14 protein-coding genes are annotated in these 15,431 nt (G+C 56.1%); 11 read left to right on the forward strand and 3 right to left on the reverse strand.

What is annotated here, in order from left to right; translation table 11 throughout:
* Positions 1-45 precede the first annotated feature (45 nt).
* Positions 46-333: a GIY-YIG nuclease family protein gene (locus tag IEX96_RS08635; protein ID WP_188873784.1), complete on the forward strand. Its 288-nt coding sequence runs from the start codon at positions 46-48 to the stop codon at positions 331-333.
* A gap of 479 nt (positions 334-812) precedes the next feature.
* On the opposite strand, the gene IEX96_RS08640 is transcribed toward IEX96_RS08635, so the two are convergent.
* Positions 813-1,388: a PRC-barrel domain-containing protein gene (locus IEX96_RS08640; protein ID WP_188873785.1), complete on the reverse strand. Its 576-nt coding sequence runs from the start codon at positions 1,386-1,388 to the stop codon at positions 813-815.
* Positions 1,389-1,553: 165 nt separating this feature from the next.
* Positions 1,554-2,231, reverse strand: coding sequence for a nitroreductase family protein (locus IEX96_RS08645; RefSeq protein ID WP_150005959.1), 678 nt, complete (start codon positions 2,229-2,231; stop codon positions 1,554-1,556).
* A 130-nt stretch (positions 2,232-2,361) separates the two neighbouring features.
* On the opposite strand from IEX96_RS08645, the gene IEX96_RS08650 reads away from it, so the two are divergent.
* Positions 2,362-3,006 (forward strand): DNA-3-methyladenine glycosylase family protein, encoded by a 645-nt coding sequence (locus IEX96_RS08650; RefSeq protein ID WP_188873786.1) that lies wholly within the window; start codon positions 2,362-2,364, stop codon positions 3,004-3,006.
* A 17-nt stretch (positions 3,007-3,023) separates the two neighbouring features.
* Here IEX96_RS08650 and IEX96_RS08655 read toward each other — a convergent pair whose 3' ends face one another.
* Positions 3,024-5,123, reverse strand: coding sequence for a S9 family peptidase (locus tag IEX96_RS08655; RefSeq protein WP_150005961.1), 2,100 nt, complete (start codon positions 5,121-5,123; stop codon positions 3,024-3,026).
* Between the two features lie 140 nt (positions 5,124-5,263).
* Between IEX96_RS08655 and IEX96_RS08660 the strand changes: the two genes are divergently transcribed.
* From IEX96_RS08660 to IEX96_RS08700, 9 genes are all read left to right on the forward strand, one after another.
* Entirely contained in the window at positions 5,264-7,054 is a 1,791-nt protein-coding gene (locus tag IEX96_RS08660) for an aminopeptidase P family protein (protein ID WP_229773625.1), read from the forward strand.
* A gap of 27 nt (positions 7,055-7,081) precedes the next feature.
* On the forward strand, positions 7,082-7,900 hold the full coding sequence (locus tag IEX96_RS08665; RefSeq protein WP_150005962.1) for a crotonase/enoyl-CoA hydratase family protein: 819 nt from the start codon (positions 7,082-7,084) through the stop codon (positions 7,898-7,900).
* 21 nt (positions 7,901-7,921) lie between these two features.
* On the forward strand, positions 7,922-9,007 hold the full coding sequence (locus IEX96_RS08670; RefSeq protein WP_150005963.1) for a hypothetical protein: 1,086 nt from the start codon (positions 7,922-7,924) through the stop codon (positions 9,005-9,007).
* The gene (locus IEX96_RS08675; protein WP_150005964.1) at positions 9,004-9,726 is read left to right on the forward strand and encodes a hypothetical protein; all 723 of its coding nucleotides are present in this window, start codon (positions 9,004-9,006) and stop codon (positions 9,724-9,726) included. The genes IEX96_RS08670 and IEX96_RS08675 overlap by 4 nt, the downstream gene beginning before the upstream one ends.
* Positions 9,727-9,906: 180 nt before the next feature.
* Complete coding sequence (locus tag IEX96_RS08680) at positions 9,907-10,074, forward strand: hypothetical protein (protein WP_188873787.1); 168 nt, start codon at positions 9,907-9,909, stop codon at positions 10,072-10,074.
* A gap of 219 nt (positions 10,075-10,293) precedes the next feature.
* Positions 10,294-11,277: an NAD-dependent epimerase/dehydratase family protein gene (locus IEX96_RS08685; RefSeq protein WP_188873788.1), complete on the forward strand. Its 984-nt coding sequence runs from the start codon at positions 10,294-10,296 to the stop codon at positions 11,275-11,277.
* Positions 11,278-11,378: 101 nt separating this feature from the next.
* Positions 11,379-12,995: an ATP-binding protein gene (locus IEX96_RS08690; RefSeq protein WP_150005968.1), complete on the forward strand. Its 1,617-nt coding sequence runs from the start codon at positions 11,379-11,381 to the stop codon at positions 12,993-12,995.
* 4 nt (positions 12,996-12,999) lie between these two features.
* Positions 13,000-14,688 (forward strand): hypothetical protein, encoded by a 1,689-nt coding sequence (locus IEX96_RS08695; protein WP_150005969.1) that lies wholly within the window; start codon positions 13,000-13,002, stop codon positions 14,686-14,688.
* 81 nt (positions 14,689-14,769) lie between these two features.
* Positions 14,770-15,294: a J domain-containing protein gene (locus IEX96_RS08700; protein WP_149999626.1), complete on the forward strand. Its 525-nt coding sequence runs from the start codon at positions 14,770-14,772 to the stop codon at positions 15,292-15,294.
* Positions 15,295-15,431 lie beyond the last annotated feature (137 nt).

Raw genomic sequence — 15,431 nt, forward strand, 5'->3', positions numbered from 1 at the left:
AAACGCGCCTTGACAGCTCAATAACCACTTGGAAAAGTGAAAGGGATGAGCGCCTATGTTTATATTCTCGCCAGCCAGCGCAATGGCACGCTCTATATTGGTGTGACAGCGGATATTGCCCGGCGCACCCACCAGCACCGCATGGGAAAGGGCGGCGGTTTTACACAGCGCTACGGCATATCCCGGTTGGTTTGGTACGAGCTTTGCCCGTCTATAACAGACGCTATTCAACGGGAAAAAACCCTGAAATCCTGGCCCCGCCGGTGGAAGCTGGATTTGATTGAAAAGGCAAATCCGCAGTGGGATGATCTGTGGGAACAATTGAACGCTTGAATGTTTGCCCACCACCGTCACCCGCCGGACACCCCGCACATCCGTCACCCCCGGACTTGATCCGGGGGTCCAGTCTGGCAGGGCCGGAGCGCACTACCAACAAAGAACTGGATTCCCGGGTCAAGCCCACCCCACCATCGTCACCCCCGGACTTGATCCGGGGGTCCAGACCGGCGGGGCCGGAGCGCTCCACCAACAAAGAACTGGATTCCCGGGTCAAGCCCACCCCACCATCGTCACCCCCGGACTTGATCCGGGGGTCCAGTCGGCAGGGCCGGAGCGCTCCACCAGCAAAGAACTGGATTCCCGGGTCAAGCCCGGGAATGACGAAAAGAAAGGGGCCAAAGCCCGGGAATGACGCAAGGCAAGCTCAAGCCCGGGAATGATGTAAAGGGAAGGGACTGGCGCATCATTCACAAAAAAACCAGCCTCCAAAGGGAGGCTGGCTGTTGGTGTGACCCAAAGAAGAACGCGGTTTATCAATATTTCTTTTTATATGTGTCTTTGGCATCTTTCATATGCCGTTCTTTGGGATCGTATTTTTCAAACTTTTCTTCATCATATTCAGGCATATTGCGCAGATCGGTTTTTGCCTGTTGCGACATGATGGTGACGTTCTCGCTGCCGATGCTCAGCTTTTCATAGGGTACGGCAACATCGCGGTCGCCAATCCCCAGAAAGCCGCCAACGGATATAACGGCGTAAAGCTTGTTGTCGGTTTTCGAAACCACAAGCTCTTCAACGGAGCCGACGGTATCCCCATCGGTGCTGAGAACGTTTTTGCCCTCAATATTGGTTCTTGCCGTGATCCGTTCTTCGCGGTCCAGTTTATCTTTGGCTTGATCCATCTGCTTTGTGGCGTCGTGATCCATCTGCTTGGTGGCATCGTGATCCATTTGATCTTCGGCTTGATCCAGATGCTTTTGCGCTTTGTCTATATGCTGGGCTGGCTTGGTCTGATCATCATATTGACCAGCAAATGCCGGAAGGGTGGCTACGGGGAAAGCCATGGCAGCAGCAAGCGCGCCAATGGTAATCTGTTTAAACTTAGGCATAGATCGTCTCCCTTTCAGTGGTGCACGAAATCCGTTCGAGGCGTTGGCGGAGGAGATCGCGGCGGCATCCTCCGTTCGCGCCATAAACGGATTCTTAACCATCAATTTCGACGGAACTATGTTGTAAAATAGAGAAACTAAGACGAACTATGTGGAATAAGGCATTCAAGCCTTGAGGCTGGCCACCTGATCGAAAGGCTTTTTGGTCAGCTTCGGGACGGTGGCATCATCGGCCGGGCGGCCGGTAACCACCAGCATAACGGCCCGCTCATTTTTGGGCCGCCCTAAAATATCGCGCAAAAATCCCATGGGCGAGGGGGTGTGGGTCAGGGTGGCAAGCCCGGCATTGTGCAGGGCGGCCAGCAAAAATCCGCAGGCAATGCCCATGGATTCCTGAACATAATAGCTTTTGGATCGCTTGCCGCTTTCTTCATCGATTTGGTAATTTTGCTGGAAACACACAATCAGGCAGGGCGCAATTTCCAAAAACGGCTTATGGGCATCGGTGCCAAGATGGACCAGATCGTCCAGCCATTCCTGTCCGGCCTTGCCGCCATAAAAAGCGCGTTCTTCTTCTTCGGCGGCGGCCCGGATTTTGGTTTTTAAATCCGGATCGGTGACAATGACAAAATGCCAAGGCTGCTTATTGGCCCCCGATGGGGCCGTGGCGGCGGTTTTGACCGCATCCTCGATCACGCTTTGGGGGATGGGATCGGGTTTGAAAAAGCGAATGGTGCGGCGTTTTTCCATCAAGATGCGAAAGGCGCGGGCGCTGTCGATCATCTGGGCGTCAGACCGATGGGGATAACCGGTCAGCGGATATTCGATATAGGGCGCTTTCATAGTGAGGCTTTCTTTTATGGGGCGGGGAAAAGAGTATCAACTGCCGCAAAGCTGTAAAGAGTGCCGATGGTGGCTTGGCAGAAAAAGGCGGCGGCGATATGGTCCGGCTTGCAATAAAATGGAGCCTGACATGACCCTGCCCAAGACAGCCGAATTTCACTTGAGTGGCGATCATGTGCGCCGGGCGCTTGACCATTTGGCAAGTAATGATACGCAACTGGCCGAGGCGTTGAGCCTGTGGGGCTATCCGCAAGAACGCCGCACCGATGGAGGCTTTTCCGCATTGCTGCGCATTATCATTGGCCAGCAGCTTTCGGTGAAGGCCGCCGCTACCATTGCGGCGCGGGTGGATGCCGCCATGGATGGAGAGGCAACGCCGGAGCGGTTTCTTGGCCTTGAAGACGATATTTTGCGCGGGGCGGGCCTATCGGCAGCCAAGGTGCGCTATGGGCGCGGACTGGCTGAAGCCATTGCCGAAGGGCAGTTTGATCCCGATGAACTACATCTTCTGGAGGATGCACAGGCCTTGGAAAAGGTGACGGCCTTGAAGGGCTTCGGGGTCTGGTCGGGCCGCATGTATCTGATGTTTTCCCTTGGCCGCCCCGATATCTGGCCCGCCGATGATCTGGGGGTGCGCGAAGGGCTGCGCCGTATCCGGGGGCTTGATGATCGCCCCGACATCAAAGAAGCGGACGCGCTTGGAGAGGCTTGGGCGCCTTACCGGTCGTCCGCCGCTTTGATGTGCTGGCACATTCTGAACAATGCGCCAGCCTGAAAAGTGCCTTGGGGCCGCTATTTCGCCATGCCAAAGGCCATTAGAATGAAGCTGTATTCTTCCGCCACTTCATAAAGCGCATCAAAGCGCCCCGATTTGCCGCCATGGCCCGCGCCCATATTGGTTTTGAACAGGATCAGATTATCATCGGTCTTGCGGGCGCGTAGTCTGGCGACCCATTTTGCCGGCTCCCAATAGGTGACGCGGGGATCGTTCAGCCCGCAGGTGACCATCATCGGCGGATAGTCTTGCGCCCGTACATTTTCATAGGGGCTGTAACTGGCAATATAGCGAAAAACCTCTGCATCGGCTTTGGGATTGCCCCATTCCGGCCATTCAATGGGGGTGAGCGGCAGGCTGTCGTCCAGCATGGTGTGCAACACATCCACAAAAGGCACATGGGCAATGATGGCCCGCCATAAATCAGGCCGCTGATTGGCAATGGCCCCCATCAGCTTGCCCCCTGCCGATCCGCCCGAAGCGGAAATTCCGCCCGGCGTGGCATAGCCTTTTTCCACCAGATAATCGGCGGCATCGATGAAATCATTGAAGGTATTGTGGCGGGCGAATTTCTTGCCGCCTTCATACCATGGGCGGCCCAGTTCATCACCGCCGCGAATATGGGCGATGGCAAAGGCAAAGCCCCGATCCAGCAAAGACAGGCGGGTGGTGGAAAAAGATGGTCGCATCCCCATGCCATAGGCCCCATAGCCATAAAGATGCACCGGACCGGGGGCGGTGTCTTTGAAGCCTTTTTTATAAACAATGGACAAGGGGATGTGCTGGCCATCGCGGCTGAGGGCCATAAGCCGTTCGGTGGCATAATCAGCCTTGTTATAGCCCGAGGGGATCTTTTGCACCTTGCGGGTGATCAATTCGCCTGATGCCAGATCATAATCGAACACCGTGGCGGGGGTGATCATTGAATCGTAGCTGATGCGAAGCTGTGTTGGGTCCGGCTCGGCATTGCCGCCCAATTCGGCGCGATAGGTGCTTTCGGGGAAGGTGATAAAATCATCGCGCGTTCCGTCATGGGACAGGATGCGGATTTGGTCCAGTCCATCGCGCCGTTGCTCCACAACCAGAAAAGACGTGAATGCGGTGACCGCACGGTAATAATCGCGGTCGCTTTTGGGAAGAATCTCGCGCCAGTTTTCAGGGGACGGATCATTTTCAGGGGCCGAGAGAATACGGAAATTGGGGGCGTTTTTGTTGGAGCGAATGAAAAAACGGTCGCCCGCATGATCCACATCATATTCGTGACCGGACTCGCGCTTGGCGATCACGCGCAGCGGCGTTTCTATCGCATCGGCGGGGAGAATATGCACTTCGCTGGTTTCATGGCTGCCGGAAGCGATGACAATCCATTGTCGTGATTGGGTTTTATCCAGATGCACAAAGAAGCCGCCGTCTTTTTCCTCATAGATCAGGAGGTCTTGCGCGGGATCGTCACCCAAATGATGCGCCATCACCCGATAAGGCCGCCAATTGTCATTGACGATGCGGTATAAAAGCCGCGTATTATCCGCCGCCCAGACCGGAGAGCCGATGGTCTGCTCGATATGATCGGGCAGGGTCTTCCCTGTTTCGAGATCACGGACCTTGAGGGTGAAGCGCTCCGACCCATCCGTATCCGTGGAATAGGCCAATAAACGCCCGTCGGGGCTGATGCTCAGGCCGCCAAGGCGGAAATACTCATGCCCTTCGGCCAGGGCCGGTTCATCCAGAATCAGATGCCAGTCCGCAGCATCATCCTTTGCCGATTTGCGGTACCAGCGGCGATATTGCGTTCCTGCCGCAAAGCGCCATTGATAAAGCCAATCGCCATCGCGGGATGGCACGCTTTCATCCTCTTCGGCAACGCGGCCTTTCAGTTCCTTGAAAATGGTGTCTGTCAGATCCGCGACCGGGGCCATGGCGGCTTCATAATAGGCATTTTCCGCCTTCAGATAGTCGAGGATTTCCGGTGTTTCCACCTTGGGATAGCCGGAATCGCGCAGCCACGCATATTCATCTGTCACCGCAATATCATGATGGGTGACAAGAGTGGGATGCTGGGGGGCATGCGGCGGCGTTGGCAGATGGTCGGCCTTTTGGCTGAGGATGGTTTTTGTCATTGAAGAAATCTCTTGAAGCTGTCGGGAGGCATAGGGAAGCACGTTCAGACGCCTATGAAAAGACGCCCGCCTTGCGAAGTGACGCGCAGGGTGCCATCAATGGGCAAATTCACTTGTTTTTGATGAAGGAGTCCCCCCTCGTGTCCAAGCCCCATGCCGAGAGATTGTCCGCTTTGCGTGCCGAATTGTCCCGTCAGGCACTGGACGGTTTCGTGGTGCCTTTAACCGATGAGCATAATAGCGAATATGTGGCGGATTACGCCCAGCGCCTTGCATGGCTGACGGGCTTTGAAGGGTCTGCCGGTTCGGCCATCGTTCTGGCTGAAAAAGCCGCCATGTTTGTGGATGGCCGTTATGTGATTCAGGTCCGCGATCAGGTGGACAGCGCCTTGTTCACGCATGTGCATCTGACCGAGATGGACCCTTTGGACTGGCTTTGGGGAGAGGTGAAAAAAGGCGACCGGATCGGCTATGATCCGCGTTTGCACACGCCGGGCTGGGTTGCGCAGGTACAAAGCCGTTTGCAACGCAAAGGGGCCGAATTGGTGGCGGTGGATCAAAACCCCATTGATGCGGTGTGGCCCGATCAGCCCGCGCCCCCGCCTTTCCCTTTGAAACCCCATGATGCCGCCCTTGCCGGAGCCACTTCGGCGGATAAACGCGCCCGTATCGGCGGGGATATTGCCGAAAACGGGGCCGAGGCGGCGGTGCTTACGGCGCTTGATTCCATTGCATGGCTGTTCAATATTCGCGGCAATGATGTGGCCCATACGCCGGTGGCCTTGGCTTATGCGGTGCTGCATAAAGATGGCCGCGCCGATTTGTTCGTGGCACCTGAGAAAATGACCGATGCAGTGCGAGAGCATCTGGGCAATGAGGTGTCGATCGCGCCCTATGATGGCTTTTATGATGCGCTGACCGATCTGGGCGCAGGCGGCAAGGCGGTGCTGGCCGATCCGGCCACGGCCAATGCGGCGGTGTTCGAGGCCCTGAAAAAAGGCGGGGCCGATATTGTTCGCGCCGCCGATCCTTGCGCCTTGCCGAAAGCTTGCAAAACCGGTGCGGAAATCAAGGGCAGCATTGCCGCCCATGAACGCGACGGGGCAGCGGTAACCGAATTCCTGCACTGGCTTGATCAAGAGGCCCATAAAGGCGGTTTGACGGAAATCGGCTGTGTGGCCAAATTGGAAAGCTTCCGCAAAAAACGTGACGGCTTTTGCGATACCAGCTTTGATACCATTTCAGGCGCCGGGTCCAATGGGGCTATTTGCCATTATCGGGTGTCTGAGGAAAGCAGCCGTCCCTTGACGCCGGGTGAGCTGTATCTGGTGGATTCGGGCGGGCAGTATCCCGATGGCACCACCGACATCACCCGCACCGTGCCGGTCGGAACGGTGGGAGACGAGGAAAAAGACCGTTTCACACGCGTCTTGAAAGGCCATATCGCACTGGCGCGGGCGCGGTTTCCCATAGGCACCACCGGGGCGCAGCTTGATGCCATTGCGCGTAAGCCTTTATGGGATGTGGGGCTGGATTATGACCATGGCACCGGCCATGGGGTGGGCAGCTATCTGGCGGTCCATGAAGGGCCGCAACGCATTTCCAAGGCCCCCAATGCCATCGCTTTGCAGCCCGGCATGATCCTGTCCAATGAACCGGGTTATTATAAGGATGGTGGCTTTGGGATCCGCATTGAAAATCTGGTCACCGTGGTGGCGGATGAAGACTCCCACGAGCGGCCCTTCTTGCGCTTTGAAACCCTGACCCTTGCGCCCATCGACCGGCGCTTGGTGAAAACAGAGCTGCTGAGTGAAGACGAGATTGGCTGGCTCGACCGGTATCATGCACGGGTTTATGACACGCTGGATTCGCTGGTGGCGGAAGACACGCGGGATTGGCTGGCGCAAATGACGGCCCCGATCGCCGGGTAATCGCTGCGCCATATGAAAGGGTCTCCCATGGCTTATGAGACAGTGCAAATCCATATCGAAAAGGGGGTGGCGCATCTTTTTATGTGCCGTCCGGAAAAAGCCAATGCCATGGGCGAGGCTTTCTGGCGGGAATTTCCCCAAGCCATTGATGAACTGGATGCGGACCCCGCTGTGCGTGCCATTGTGATTTCAGGGCAGGGCAAGCACTTTACCGCCGGGATCGACCTGACCATGATGCACAGCCTGATGCCCGATCCTAAACAGGATGCAGGCCGGGTGCGGGAAAAGCTGCGGCGCACCATTTTGCGTATGCAGGATTGCTTCACCAGCCTTGATCGTTGCCGGAAACCATCCATCGCGGCGGTGCATGGGGGTTGTCTTGGAGCCGGTGTGGATCTGGTAACCGCATGTGACATGCGCTTGGCGGCAAAGGGCAGCTATTTCACCGTGCAGGAAATCAATATCGGTATGGTGGCCGATGTGGGCACCTTGCAACGGATCGGCCATTTGCTGCCCCATGGCATTGTGCGCGAACTGGCCTATACCGGGCGGCGCTTCGAGGTGGAGGAAGCTCGGCATTTCGGTTTTGTGAACGGCATTGGGGCCGATCGGGATGATGTTATCGCCAAAGCGCTGGATATGGCGGCGATTGTGGCGCGGAAAAGCCCGCTGGCTATTTCCGGCATCAAGCAGGTGCTTAATCATGCACGCGATCACAGCATTGCCGATGGGCTGGACTATGTGGCGGCGTGGAATTCCGGCGTTTTGATCAGCGAAGATCTGATGAAGGGCGCACAGGCTGCCTTGCAGCGTAAAGAAGCTGATTTCGATGATTTGCTGGAGTGACGCCATGAGGGAGCGCACGGCATGGCGATGACCCGCGATAAGGCCGCCCGTCGCCTAGATGCCATTGCCGGTTTTCGGGATGAGCAACAAAGGCTGGAGGATTTGGGCCTTCTTGGCTTGTCCAAAGCGGATCGCCAGAAAATCCGCGCCTATCATGACGAGGTTCTGGCAGATTTAAGCGGTGCGCATGATCTATCGGCGGATCAGGCGTCTGAGCCGGTGCATTGGGGAATGCGCATGGCCGCAACGGCCGGGATTGTGGCCCTTGTGCTGCTGGGATTTGCCGCGCTGGATTATCTGTGGCCGGATATGGGCAATTGGGCGCGGGCCTTGGTGGCTTTTGCTGTTCCCATTGGCTTTGTGGCCTTGGCGGAAGGGTTATATGCCGGTGGCCGTAGCCCGTATTTCACCGCCATGATGGCCGGGCTTGCCGCCCTTGCCTTTGCTGGCGGAATGGTGGTTCTGACACGGCAGTTCAACCAGCCTTTGGGATTGAAGTTCGGGCTTTTTGCTTCTGGATTTGCCGTGGCCTTTGGCCATCGGTACAACAGCCGGGCTTTGGCGGTGCCGGGATTGGTTTTCGCGGGAGGCTTTTTGGCGGCGATCATGTCCTTGCTGGATGGCCGTATGTGGATGGCCCTGTCGGGGCGCATGGACGGGATTTTTCTGGCGGGCCTTGCTTTGTTTGTTGTGGGCCTGTTTTCCAATGGGCTGTTTTTTCTGGGATCGTTTGCCGCCATGCGGCCGGCTTGGCGATTGGCCGGTGTGCTATTGGCGGGCGGTGGGCTGATCCTTTTGGGATTCAAAGGGCATAGCGTGCTTGGTTATGCACCGTCTGTGGTGGCCGTGGGCTATCAGGGCCTTGCGGTGTTTTTGCTGATGGCGGCCTTTATCGCGGGGCTGTGGAAGGGCTGGCGCGAGGTGCTTTATGGGGCCCTGATTATGCTGGGCTTGTTTGTGGCCAGTCGGTTTTATGATTGGTTCGCGGATAGTTTGCCTGATGTGCTGGTGGCGCTTGGGGGGCTGTTCTTGTTTGCGGGCTTCTTATGGCTTTGGGGGCTTGTGCGCCGGATGGATGCGCGCAAATCTTTGGGGAGCGCGGCATGAGGCAGATTTTTTCCCGCTTTTCCGCAGCTTTCTGGGCCTTTCTTTTGGGAACGTTGTTTTATCTTGTGGGCATGGGCGCGCCGTTGATGTCGGCAATGCTTAACCGCTTGGGGGCCGATCAAGGACGGCTGAGCATAGAGGAATGTCGCCTGACCACGGGCCCCAATGGCGGGCTTTTGGCCATGTTGAAAGGCGATGGGGCCGCCATTAAACTTGAGGCCGCCCCCTATTATTTCCCCAAAGGGGAGCCGCGCCCGCAAGCAGAGCGCTTGGTGGCTTTCGGCTTTTCTAAAAATTCCTCCCGGCTTGAAACCGCATATCCGGTAAAGGCTACGGTGGTTGTGGAAAGCGATGGCCCGGCGGTGGCGGCCCATAGAGGCGCTGATGCGGCGATCCATCCGTCCCTTGTGGTGCGGGACGCGGATCGGGAGAAGGCGCGTCTGAATTCGGTTTATGGCGGCCAGCCGAATACGGCCCTTGCGCGGGGCTGGGTCACGGCAAAAACGATAGAAGAGACGGTGGTTTTGACCCCAAATCTGATGGTGCCGGATTTAAGGCTGAGCCAGGGGCAGCGCCGCTTGTTGGCCGGGCTTGATCCGCAAGCTTTGGATGGCAATTGTCGGTCGCGCTTTTTGGCCGAAATCGTTTATGGGGCCAAGGGCGATCCCATCGTGGTCAGTGTGCGCCCCCTTGATCGCACCGCTATTTCTGCGAATTAGGGCGCGGATAGAAAACGCGTTTTCGTTAAAACCGAAATATTGCTTTTGCGTAACGATCTTTGTTTTTCTAAGGAATGTATTTTCCTGAGCCCCGATCATTTTTGAATATTTTACGATTCCTTAAAGAATTACGCCGACACTATTTGCGATTTCGGCAGGGTGTTATTCTGGGAACAAATCATGGCAAGTCCTTATCTGAAACGCCAGCCGCGTACATTGCATGAAGCGCAAGATGATCGGGAACGGCGGCGGATGGCCTATGCTCTGGAAAGCGCATCCGATCGATCAGATGATGCTGATAGAGCCGATCTTGGGGTGCTGGAGCATCCCGCCCCCACAAGCGATTAAGCTGATTGCCTTTGGCAGGACCGGATCATAATTATCCGCTGGTCTTATGAATGATGCCTTCGCCGTCAATTTATCAAGGGCGATGGCTCTTTTGCCTTTCAGGCAGCATCCTTCCCTTTTCATGATCCCTTTCCAAAAAACAAAAACCCTATGGTTATGGGCGTCGCCATTTGTAGATTTACGGCCTAGTTTATGCGCGAGTCGTATGAAAGGTTTGGCATGAAGCACGCATTTGTAACGGGTGGCACCGGATTTTTGGGGCGTACCCTGATGACGCATTTGGTGAATGAAGGATGGGCGGTAACGGCATTGCACCGGTCACAAACGCCGCCCGATTTTTGGGGGGAATTGGGCGTTCAGCCCTTTCGCGGCGATTTATCCGATAGCGACCATCTGGCCAGCGGCATGGCGGGTGCCAAGGATGCGGTGTTTCATGTTGCGGCCGATACCAGCCCGTGGCGCGGCCACCGAGAACGGCAAATGATGGTGAATTTGGGCGGCACCAAAGCGGTGATTGCGGCTGCCCGGAAATCCGGGGTCGGGCGCTTGGTGCATGTTTCCAGCATTTCCGTATGGGGCCATCATTCCGGTATTGTGAACGAAGACAGCGTGCAAACAGGGCGGCAAAGCTGGGTTGGCTATGTGAAAAGCAAGGCGCTGGCAGAAGATGCCGTGCGCGAGGCGGTGGCTGGCGGACTGGATGCGGTGATTGTCAATCCCACCCATATTCTGGGGCGCTATGATACAACCGGCTGGGCGCGGCTGTTTTTGCTGATGGATAAAGATGCACTGCCCGGCGTGCCACCCGGTGGTGGTTGTTTTGCCAATGCCGGAGAAGTGGCGCGGGCAATGGTTTGCGCCAGTACGGAAGGCGTGTCGGGACAGAATTATATATTGGGGGGGCCCCATGCCTCCTTTTTAACGGTGGCAAAAGAAATTGCCCGGCTGTTGGGAAAGCCAGAGCCAATGCGCGCCATTCCGGCTTTTGCCATGAAGGGGGTGGCGCGGCTGCATGATATCAAGGCACGGATCACGGGGCGGGAGCCGGATATCACGCCGGAAGCGGCCTATTTTGTGTGCCATGATGAACGGGCGTCATCCAGACGGGCAAAAGACGTGTTGGGCTATCGTGAAACCGCACTGTCTCTCTCGTTAAAGGAGAGCCATGACTGGCTGTTGTCCCAAGGGCTTATCCGCCGTTGAAAAGGCTTTCAGCGCCCCTTTGAGCAAGGAAATATTAAAGTTAATGCCTTAGGAATTGGGGCATATCCTTTGATAATGCCTTGTGGGGACCGCGGAGTCTTATGACCGAATATTACAATGATGACTCTCTTGCTTCTTCCCGAGAGGGAGGGGCAGATGCGGGGCAGGCCCCTTCGGTGGGGTTGGGCCGTGTGCGCGCCGTCAACGCATCGAAGGTGGAAATCCTTTTGGAGCAGGGGGTGGACCCATCGGCACTTGGCAATATCGGCGGATTGTTAAAGATCGCCATTGCGCCGGGATGTTGGGTGTTCGGATCCATTCACGGCATTGATGAGAGTGCCCAAGGCGTTGTGTTGCATGTGGATTTCGTCGGGGAAACCACGCGGGATGGCGGTCCCATCAATCGAGGCGTTTCCAGCTATCCGTTGCCGGGGGATCATGTCTATCCCCTTGATAATGACGAGATGGACTTGCTGTTTGCCCCCAGTGAAGGGCTTTCCGTGCGTATCGGCACCGTTTATCCCGGTGATGTTCCCGCTGTGATCCATCCCGATAATCTGCTGTCCAAACATTTCGCTGTTCTGGGCAGCACAGGGACGGGGAAGTCCAGCGCACTGGCCTTGATGATCCACCGCATTGTGGAGCAGCTTCCCCAGGCGCATATTTTGATTCTTGATCCCCATAATGAATATGCCGCCGCCTTTAGCGATATTGGGGTGCATTATGATCCTACCACGCTGTCCTTGCCTTATTGGCTGATGAATTTTGAAGAACATATCGAAGTGTTCATTGGCCAGCGCGAAGCCAGCCGCGAAGTGGAAGTGGATATTTTGAAGCGATCCTTGTTGGCGGCGCGCAAGAAAAGCGCCCGGCATGCCACATCGCGGATCACGGTGGATACGCCCGTTCCTTACAAGATGACGGATCTGTTAAGCGATCTGGATACCCAGATGGGGCGGTTGGAAAAGCCCGAAACGCTGCTGCCGTTTTTGCGATTGAAGCATAAGATCGAAGAATTGCGGAGCGATGAACGCTTTGGCTTCATGTTTTCCGGCATGCTGATCAACGACACCTTCCCCGATATCGTGGCGCGGCTTTTGCGGATGCCGTCCGATGGGCGGCCGGTTTCGACGCTGGACCTTTCGGGTGTGCCGTCGGATATCGTTGATGTGGTGGTGTCGTTATTGTGCCGCATGGTGTTCGATTTCGCTCTTTGGTCGCGCAAAGGGGCCAGCGCGCGCCCCTTGCTTCTGGTGTGTGAAGAGGCCCATCGCTATGTGCCGCGCACCCAAAAACCGCGCTTCGATTCCGCCCGCCGCGTGATCGAACGGATCGCCAAGGAAGGCCGGAAATACGGGGTGTCTTTGGGGCTGGTGTCGCAAAGGCCATCGGATGTATCGGAATCGGTTTTGTCCCAATGCGGTACCATCCTTTCCATGCGCATGAACAATGAACGGGATGCGGCTTTTGTCGCCAGCGCCATGCCTGAAGGCAGCGAAACGTTCCTGAATTCCATTTCATCGCTGCGCAATCGGGAATGTATTTTATGTGGTGAAGGGGTGGCGGTGCCCATGCGGGTCCGGCTGGATTATTTGGCCGATAATCTGCGCCCCTCCAGCGCCGATCCGGCTTTTTCGGAAAACTGGGCGGATGGCAGTGAAGATGTGTCGTTCGTGCGGACCGTGATCGAACGCTGGCGCAGCGGCGGGGCACGTTAAGGCTATGTGGCCCACACGGCGCGGTCAGAATACCCATTATGAACTGCATGGCCAGACCGGTTCACGCTGGACGGTATTGGAAGTTTTCGACGATCAGAAGGAAGCGGCAGCCGAAGCCGAAAAAGTATTTCGCAGCGGCAATTATCGGGCTGTCCGTGTGCTGCGGGAACGGTTTGATCGGGACAGCAGCGAGTTCAATTCGTTGGAAGTTCTGTTCTTCGGCCGCAAGTCGAAACCATCGAAATATGATGATGATGAACTCGCGGTGTTTTGCCGAAAGCCTGCCGATCTTTACAGCGCCGAAAGCAGGCGGGTAATTGCCCGGCTTTTGGCGCCTGTTTTGGAAAGCTGGCACAGCACACCGGTCGAGCTGCTTCATGATCCCGATCTTTATAATCGGCTGCAAGGGGCCGGGTCCAATTTGCTTAGCGCGGTTCAACGGCTGGCCATTGCCCAGGTGCGCCAAACCGGAGAGTCGGTAACAGAACGGATGCGCGGCAATTTCGCCTTGATCGATAAAGCCGCCACCGAATTGCGACAGGTGCATGCCAATGGCCTTCCGGTGATTGGCAATCTGCGCTTTGTGGATGTGATCGAAACCCTTGCAGAGGCTAAAAACAGATCCTTCCTGCTGGCCTGTGCCTTGGCGGTGGATTTGCGCCAATATCCGGATGGTGTGGCCAAGGTGGAGCGATTGATCAGCTTGATCCGTCTGGATCATCCGCAGTGGGTTTTGAAAAGTCTGGATTTGTTTTTATCGGAACAACTGACCCATCGTCGCCTGTTGCGTCATTTGATACCCGATGAAGATCTTGTGACACTGCTGGAGCATGTGGCAGCACTTAGCCGCGGCATGTTGGGCGATGCGGCTTCGTCTACGGCTGTGTCTATGCTGGATGCGTTTTTGCGGGCCCGATTGTTACCGGCCACGCGCCATATGCTGGTTGGTCATATTCGCCATGAATTAACGGTGAGCCAGCGCCTGACCGGAGATGATTTGCAAAAAGAATTTGCGGCTCTGGCCCGTTTGGGAAGCGGTATTGGCGATCTTTTGGATGTGGATCTGCCCGACAGGCCATTGGTCGATCTTCTGGAAGGACGGATGCGGCGGTTGTTGAACCCGCAAACCCTTGGGGAATATATCGTCGAGGGGCGTAATCCGGCCGATAAATTGCAGCGCTTGATCGCTTTGGAACAGTATTGTCTGGGAGATGCCAATCGGCGTTTGATTGCCAATTATATGTCGCCCTTGATCCATGACGGGGCCAATGAAGCCTTTTGGCTGGAGCCTTTGGGGGCGGGCTATGCAGGCCGCATGAAACTCTTGGTCCGATTGCAAAAACGCCTGCTCGCTTCGAATATGCAAGCCTTGCACAAATCAAAGCTGACAGGGCAGTTGGATAGCCTTTGTGTGCGGTTGATGGCCGATAGCGGGGTTTTGAAAAGGGTGGCGCACTCTCAGGGGGCACCCTTTGACAAGGCCTGTCGGCTTTTGCGGATGATCGTTGACGGTCATTTCACCGAAGGGGAGGCGCATCAATTGGCTGAAGCTGATATCCGCCGCTATATGGCCGATCCGGATTTTCTTGCGCCCATTCTTTCAAAGCCAAAAGGCCCGCAGCGCGACGAGGCCATTGGGCGCTTGAAAACCTTGCTTTCTGAAGCCGGATTGGCCGCGGCTGATGCCTTTTGACGGCCTTTTGGTGCGTGCGCACCCTTGTTTTCCCGTTCATCTGTGGCCACAATACGGGCACCCTTTTGTATTGAGAGTTCAATGAAACCCAGACGAGCTGGCAGCGATTTCGGATTTCCCCGTTGGGGTGGCTATGGCCGCGATACCGATGCAGTGCATGTGCGCATGTGCGATTTTCACGACTGTAATGAGGCGGGGGAGCATCCGGCTCCGAAATCGCCACATAATAACGAGCGTTGGTATTTTTGCGAACGCCATGCCGCCGATTATAACCGGAACTGGAATTTCTTTGCGGGAATGAATGAAGAGGCGGTGCGCGATTTCATGCGCAAGGAAGCCGAGGCAGAAGCCGCCACAGGATTTCGTCAAAGCAATGCGTTTAGCTGGGGCGGCGCCACCGATGCCGATGGCCTGACCCGCGCGGAACGCGATGCTTATGATGCGCTTGATCTGGAGCCAACGGCCAGCGGGGCAGAGATCAAGGCGCGATTTCGAAGCCTTGCCAAGCAATATCACCCTGATCGAAACCCCGGCGATAAAGAAGCTGCGCGCCTGTTTCATGGGGTGCGCACCGCTTATGATGTGCTGAAGGCGAAGGCGGGGTGATATAATTGTCCTCTGACAAGATAAGTACTTTCTATTGTTTTTTAAAAACACTTTTGTCCTTATCTTTCAGAAGGCGACTATGTTATTTGCCGCCTCCCTTCGTTTTGTTCATGAGTGGCGCCTTGAGCGCTACGGCT

This window comes from Iodidimonas muriae (assembly GCF_014647255.1).
Taxonomy (GTDB): Bacteria; Pseudomonadota; Alphaproteobacteria; order Sphingomonadales; family Rhodothalassiaceae; genus Iodidimonas; species Iodidimonas muriae.

Bases quoted from the DNA above. Each gene is read 5' to 3' on its own strand.
- IEX96_RS08635 (WP_188873784.1), top strand. From the start codon at position 46: ATGAGCGCCTATGTTTATATTCTCGCCAGCCAGCGCAATGGCACGCTC.
- IEX96_RS08640 (WP_188873785.1), bottom strand. From the start codon at position 1,388: ATGCCTAAGTTTAAACAGATTACCATTGGCGCGCTTGCTGCTGCCATG.
- IEX96_RS08645 (WP_150005959.1), bottom strand. From the start codon at position 2,231: ATGAAAGCGCCCTATATCGAATATCCGCTGACCGGTTATCCCCATCGG.
- IEX96_RS08650 (WP_188873786.1), top strand. From the start codon at position 2,362: ATGACCCTGCCCAAGACAGCCGAATTTCACTTGAGTGGCGATCATGTG.
- IEX96_RS08655 (WP_150005961.1), bottom strand. From the start codon at position 5,123: ATGACAAAAACCATCCTCAGCCAAAAGGCCGACCATCTGCCAACGCCG.
- IEX96_RS08665 (WP_150005962.1), top strand. From the start codon at position 7,082: ATGGCTTATGAGACAGTGCAAATCCATATCGAAAAGGGGGTGGCGCAT.
- IEX96_RS08670 (WP_150005963.1), top strand. From the start codon at position 7,922: ATGGCGATGACCCGCGATAAGGCCGCCCGTCGCCTAGATGCCATTGCC.
- IEX96_RS08675 (WP_150005964.1), top strand. From the start codon at position 9,004: ATGAGGCAGATTTTTTCCCGCTTTTCCGCAGCTTTCTGGGCCTTTCTT.
- IEX96_RS08680 (WP_188873787.1), top strand. From the start codon at position 9,907: ATGGCAAGTCCTTATCTGAAACGCCAGCCGCGTACATTGCATGAAGCG.
- IEX96_RS08685 (WP_188873788.1), top strand. From the start codon at position 10,294: ATGAAGCACGCATTTGTAACGGGTGGCACCGGATTTTTGGGGCGTACC.
- IEX96_RS08690 (WP_150005968.1), top strand. From the start codon at position 11,379: ATGACCGAATATTACAATGATGACTCTCTTGCTTCTTCCCGAGAGGGA.
- IEX96_RS08695 (WP_150005969.1), top strand. From the start codon at position 13,000: ATGTGGCCCACACGGCGCGGTCAGAATACCCATTATGAACTGCATGGC.
- IEX96_RS08700 (WP_149999626.1), top strand. From the start codon at position 14,770: ATGAAACCCAGACGAGCTGGCAGCGATTTCGGATTTCCCCGTTGGGGT.